Genomic DNA, 5,415 nt, shown 5'->3' with positions numbered 1-5,415 from the left:
TCTTGCCAAACAATCGCGTTGCCGTAAGTTTTTCCCGTCTGTTTATTCCAAACAATTGCAGTTTCGCGCTGGTTGGCAATCCCGAGGGCTGCAATATCTTTCGGGTCGATATTGCCGATTGCGAGTGTAGTTGCGATCGCGCTTTGGGTGCGTTCCCAAATTTCCTCTGGATTGTGTTCAACCCATCCCGGTTGCGGATAAATTTGCTGGTGTTCTTGTTGGTTGCTGCAAATTATCTGTCCCGCGCGATCGAATATCATAAATCGGGTGCTAGTCGTGCCTTGGTCGATGGCTGCTACGTATTTTTTGGTCAATTGTCTAAAACTTTTTTAGTAATGATGTCTTTAAATTATATGATAGTATGTAAAACTAAAATTAAGCTCAAAAAATATAGTTTAGGGAACTCCAAAATTTGAAACTGGCAGATTTGCTGAGGCTCGATCGCACAATTAAGGTTATTGGCTTTGACGACGCTCCGTTTTCTCGTACAAGCGGCAGTCTGGTGTCGATCGCGGGCATAGTCTGCGGGGGAACTCGATTTGAAGGAATGGTGTGGGGACAAGTCCTCCGAGACGGATTAGATGCCACGGATGCTATTTCTGGGCTACTCCTCGGAGGCAAATTTCTGCCGCAATTGCATCTGGTTTTGCTAGACGGAATTGCTTTCGGCGGCTTCAATATTATTGACCTTCCCGAGTTAGCATCGCGGCTGCAAATTCCTTGCGTTGCTGTCATGCGCCGCCAACCAGATTTAGCTGCTGTTGAAAAAGCCCTCCGCCATTTACCCGACTCGGAATACCGTTTAGAATTGTTGCGCCGCGCTGGTAGAATTTACGCTTTTGAACCTTTCTTTTTTCAAGTGTGCGGCGAACAACCAGAAGTAATAGCGAGGGTGCTCCAGCGTTTGACAGACACTGGTAAAGTTCCTGAAGCTTTGCGTTTGGCTCATTTGATTGGTGCGGCTGTAATTACTGGAGTTAGCGGCAGTTCTGCTTGAATTATTGTTAATAACGGGCAAGATGCCCGTTCCACAAAGAGTAAATTTTTTTGTGGGTGGGTCGGATATCTGGTTAAGAACGGGCAAGATGCCCGTTCCACAAAGAGTAAATTTTCTTGTGGGGTGAGCCGGATATCCTGTTAAGAATGGGCAATATGCCCGTTCCACAAAGAGTAAATTTTCTTGTGGGGTGGGCCGGATATCCTGTTAAGAACGGGCAAGATGCCCGTTCCACAAAGAGTAAATTTTCTTGTGGGGTGGGCCGAAGAGCCCGCCCCTTCCACAAAGAGTAAATTTTCTTGTGGGGTGGGCAGGAGAGCCCGCCCATGAAAGGTTTATTGACAAGGGTGCAATATCTCTGTTTGTACTCGCTTACTTAGATAATCTCGCCGTCAATTTCACCGAATTCGATTTTAGTTCCCACCGTCAAAGTCAGGGGAGTTTCAGGTTCTACCATTTTTAGATCGCCTTGAATGTCTGTAGCCCACCAAGCGCGATCGCACAAATTTGTCAATTCTAACGAAAGCTCATCTCTCGATCGAGAATTGACAGTAGCGACAACACCGTTAGAGGCGGTAGCTGTTAAACTCGGTATGTCAGAGGTGAATAGTTGAGTTCCCGCAGTCAGAGGAATAACTCGACTGCCTAATCTCAGAAAAAATCGACCGCTGGTAAAAGAATCGGCTGCGGATTTTTCCGATCTAATAGCAGGCGGAACCTGAACAGAAGTTGCAGCGGGCAAGTCAGAGTTTCCTACTGTAATTGTACAGTTGCCGATTTTCTTTTGGTCGCCCGATCGCAAATAACTCACCGCCCCGCTATCAACATTTTCGCAAACAATTTGACCTGCTTGCAATTGAAACCGCATCGCCAAGGGCGAAACATGAGGAATGCAGATAATAGACAAATTTTCATCACTGCCAAAAGTGATCGGTTCCGAACCCAGAGTGAGAGTGCGATTTGCTCCGGTATCGTAACTAATTACCAGCCAAGCTTTGTTGAACAAAGTTTCGGCTACAACTAGCATAATTCCAATCCAAAAACCGATCGCAGCACAGCCAGCTAAACGTCCCGCCGTACCGGATAGATTGTAAGCAAACAGAATAAACAAACAGCCGCCCAACACACCCCCAACACCGCCGCCTCCCATGCCGCGAAGCGCTCCCAAATTAGGAATCCGCTGTGCAAGCCCAAGTCCTAACAAACTGCCAGCTATTCCCCAGCAAATTACTCGCAATAATTCGTTGTCTCCGTCGCCAATCCCGCTGTAAATAGCTTCGGCGATCGCCCCAGAAATGGCTCCTGCTATTAAACCAAACAATCCGCCATTTTTTAAAGCCTGTTTAATTTGAGGCTTGCCTTTGATATAGTAATAATAGCCGAACATGATAGCAGTAGCAATGCCACCGCCTACCAACCCAAACCAGCGAGCTGTGGACAATACACTGTCAAAAAAAGATGCCGAACCAGTGAGTCGCTGTACGAAAGGTTCGGTGATTAGATTGCCGACGAAACCGCCGACGGCACCGCTAATGCCAAACTGCAAAGCTTTTTTAAGGGCTGATAGATTTCTTTTCACGGCGCACCAGATTAAAAGTGAGATTCAAATCTAGCTACAAGCTCGAAAGTCACGATTTCCGACGATCTGATATCTGGCACTATTGTTAATAAGCCTTTCACGGGCGGGCAGGATGCCCACCCCACAAGAAAATCTACTCTTTGTGGAACAGGCATCTTGCCTGTTCTTGAGAATGGTGCAAGATGTGAGTGTGAGACGATCGCACATCTCCCCCTGTCTCCCCGCTGTCTCTCCCCATCTCCCGCTTCCCTCCCTCTCAGGGCCAAGCCTTTGAACCTCGCGCCCTCGCCCGTCACAACTCCCCCGCGAGGCATAGATCGCCTGCAACCCTTGCTGCGAGCTAATTAGAGTTAGTTTTTTCCTGTAAAAGTTTAACTTATCAGACCCAAGGCAGGGCCCAAATATGAAAAGGAATATTACAAACTATTACAGTAACACTCAGAATGTGAACATAATGCCTCAAAATACTTGCGAGAGGTAGTTGTGTCAGAGGAGCAATATCCTTACTAACTGCCGGACAGTCACTCGATCGCCACTAAGTGGCCTGCTGCAATCTCGATCGTAAATTAAAGATCGCATCAGTCATTTGTGGTATTGTAAGCGACAGGCTTAGTGCGAGCACTCACAACCGCACCGGCGTGAAGAATCAGCGCCGTTAAGCACCGAAGGCAGTCACCCGCCAACAACTTCAACAGTTGCTGACTGTGGAAAGTCCAGCCTTCCCCGTCAAAGCTCCTGCCTGAGCAGGAAAGATACGGGACGCAAGCGCCCGCCTTCGCTAGCTCAGCGCACAGCAGTTCATATAGCAAAATATCCAGCGGGTACACACAAGATGAGTATCGTCACCAAATCAATCGTCAACGCAGACGCCGAAGCTCGCTACTTGAGCCCAGGTGAATTAGATCGGATCAAGAGCTTTGTCACCTCTGGTGAACGCCGCGTCCGCATCGCCCAAATTTTGAGCGAATCCCGCGAACGTATCGTCAAGTCAGCAGGCGACCAACTTTTCCAAAAGCGCCCTGATATTGTTTCTCCCGGCGGCAACGCTTACGGCGAAGAAATGACCGCAACTTGCTTGCGCGACATGGACTACTACCTGCGTTTGATCACCTACGGAATCGTAGCTGGCGACATTACTCCGATCGAAGAAATCGGTATTGTCGGCGTCCGCGAAATGTACAAATCTCTCGGCACCCCGATTGAAGCCGTCGCCGAAGGCATTCGCGCTATGAAAAGTGCAGCAAGTTCGCTGCTGTCTGGAGAAGACGCTTCCGAAGCTTCCTCTTACTTCGACTACGTTATCGGTGCGATGCAGTAAGGAATTTCGATTTTAGATTTTCGATTTTAGATTGAAGAATTGGGCGTTACTGGTAACAAGCTAAAAGCTTTTGCAGATAAAGGGCCACTTAAAAATCTTAAAATCCCAAATCCCAAATCCCAAATTCTAGCTCCAAATTTGGACTGACTCAGCCACTTTCTAGGAAACAAGACAACCATGCAAGACGCAATTACCGCCGTTATCAATTCCTCTGACGTTCAAGGTAAGTACCTCGACATCAGCGCTCTAGACAAGCTCAAGAACTACTTTGCTTCTGGCGAACTGCGCGTCCGCGCCGCTACAGCCATCAGCGCCAATGCAGCTACAATCGTTAAAGAAGCAGTTGCTAAGTCTCTGTTGTACTCTGACGTAACTCGTCCCGGCGGCAATATGTACACCACTCGTCGTTATGCAGCTTGCATCCGCGACTTGGACTACTACCTCCGCTACGCCACCTACGCCATGCTAGCTGGCGACCCTTCCATCCTCGATGAGCGCGTGCTCAACGGTTTGAAAGAAACCTACAACTCCTTGGGCGTGCCCATCGGTTCTACCGTACAAGCAATCCAAGCAATGAAAGAAGTCACCGCTGGTTTGGTCGGTTCTGACGCTGGTAAAGAAATGGGCGTCTATTTCGACTACATCTGCTCTGGCTTGAGCTAAGACTCAGGAAGAAGGAAGAAGGAAGAAGGAAGTTCGGCAACGGATTCTGTAACGGATGTAACGGATGTAACGGATGTAACAGATTTCAGTCCGATAGAAGTCGGAAGAAGAAAGAAGGAAGAAAGAAGAAGGAAAAAGAAAAAAGATTTATTTCTTGCCTCTTTTAACTTTTAACTTTTAACTTTTAACTTTTAACTTTGGACTTGTTACCTTTGGCTTTGAAAAGAGGTCAGGGAAGTTGAGAGTGATTGCTAGACCGTCAAAGGCTGGTCGAGAAAGCCCGACGAGTTTTAACGAGCTAGTTTTGACTCCTAACTCCCTGCCTTCAATCTTTAAAAAATCCATCTAAAAATCTGTAAACCTACTCAGGAGTTAGTTTCCCATGAGAATGTTTAAGGTGACTGCTTGCGTCCCCAGTCAAACTCGCATCCGCACTCAGCGCGAATTGCAAAATACCTATTTTACTAAGCTGGTTCCTTACGACAACTGGTTCCGGGAACAGCAAAGAATTATGAAAATGGGCGGCAGAATTATTAAAGTGCAACTGGCTACCGGTAAGCCCGGAGCTAATACAGGTCTACTTTAAGAGCCGAAGCTGGATTAATAGAGGGGTAAGAGGTCGCGATCGACCTCTTTTTTGTTTGTTATGATTTTAGCTAATAACTAGACCTCTTGCAAAAATAACTAGGACGGGCTCTTCGGCCCATCCCACAAGAGTTATTTTTTCTTGTGGGATGGGCCGAAGAGCCCGTCCTAGTTATTTTTGCAAGAGGTCTAGTTATTAGCTCAAATCATAACAAACAAAAAAGAGGTCGATCGCGACCTCTTACCCCTCTATTAATCCAGCTTCGGCTCTTA

General features: G+C 47.3%; 6 protein-coding genes. 4 read left to right on the top strand and 2 right to left on the bottom strand.

The window, feature by feature from the left end; translation table 11 throughout:
• Positions 1-314: FGGY family carbohydrate kinase (locus tag ACUVJL_RS38045; RefSeq protein WP_445250542.1), on the bottom strand; the 314-nt coding region annotated here is incomplete at its 3' end.
• A gap of 98 nt (positions 315-412) precedes the next feature.
• On the opposite strand from ACUVJL_RS38045, the gene ACUVJL_RS38040 reads away from it, so the two are divergent.
• Positions 413-997 carry an endonuclease dU gene (locus ACUVJL_RS38040; RefSeq protein ID WP_445250541.1) on the top strand — a complete coding sequence of 195 codons (585 nt, stop codon included), beginning with the start codon at positions 413-415 and terminating at the stop codon, positions 995-997.
• Positions 998-1,373: 376 nt separating this feature from the next.
• Here ACUVJL_RS38040 and ACUVJL_RS38035 read toward each other — a convergent pair whose 3' ends face one another.
• Entirely contained in the window at positions 1,374-2,576 is a 1,203-nt protein-coding gene (locus tag ACUVJL_RS38035; protein WP_445250540.1) for a hypothetical protein, read from the bottom strand.
• 832 nt (positions 2,577-3,408) lie between these two features.
• Here ACUVJL_RS38035 and apcA point away from each other — a divergent pair.
• The 3 genes from apcA to ACUVJL_RS38020 all read left to right on the top strand — a co-directional run bounded on the left by apcA (position 3,409) and on the right by ACUVJL_RS38020 (position 5,143).
• Entirely contained in the window at positions 3,409-3,894 is a 486-nt protein-coding gene (apcA, locus tag ACUVJL_RS38030; RefSeq protein WP_333439338.1) for an allophycocyanin subunit alpha, read from the top strand.
• Between the two features lie 177 nt (positions 3,895-4,071).
• Positions 4,072-4,557 (top strand): allophycocyanin subunit beta, encoded by a 486-nt coding sequence (gene apcB, locus ACUVJL_RS38025; protein WP_006634930.1) that lies wholly within the window; start codon positions 4,072-4,074, stop codon positions 4,555-4,557.
• A 382-nt stretch (positions 4,558-4,939) separates the two neighbouring features.
• A complete protein-coding gene (locus ACUVJL_RS38020; protein WP_006634929.1) occupies positions 4,940-5,143 on the top strand; it encodes a phycobilisome linker polypeptide in 204 nt (67 codons plus the stop codon).
• Positions 5,144-5,415 lie beyond the last annotated feature (272 nt).

This window comes from Microcoleus sp. OTE_8_concoct_300 (genome assembly GCF_031383065.1).
Lineage (GTDB): Bacteria > Cyanobacteriota > Cyanobacteriia > Cyanobacteriales > Microcoleaceae > Microcoleus.
This window is presented reverse-complemented; position numbering and strand designations above follow the sequence as displayed.

Coding starts and splice junctions, on each gene's coding strand:
- apcA (WP_333439338.1), top strand. CDS start 3,409: ATGAGTATCGTCACCAAATCAATCGTCAACGCAGACGCCGAAGCTCGC.
- apcB (WP_006634930.1), top strand. CDS start 4,072: ATGCAAGACGCAATTACCGCCGTTATCAATTCCTCTGACGTTCAAGGT.
- ACUVJL_RS38020 (WP_006634929.1), top strand. CDS start 4,940: ATGAGAATGTTTAAGGTGACTGCTTGCGTCCCCAGTCAAACTCGCATC.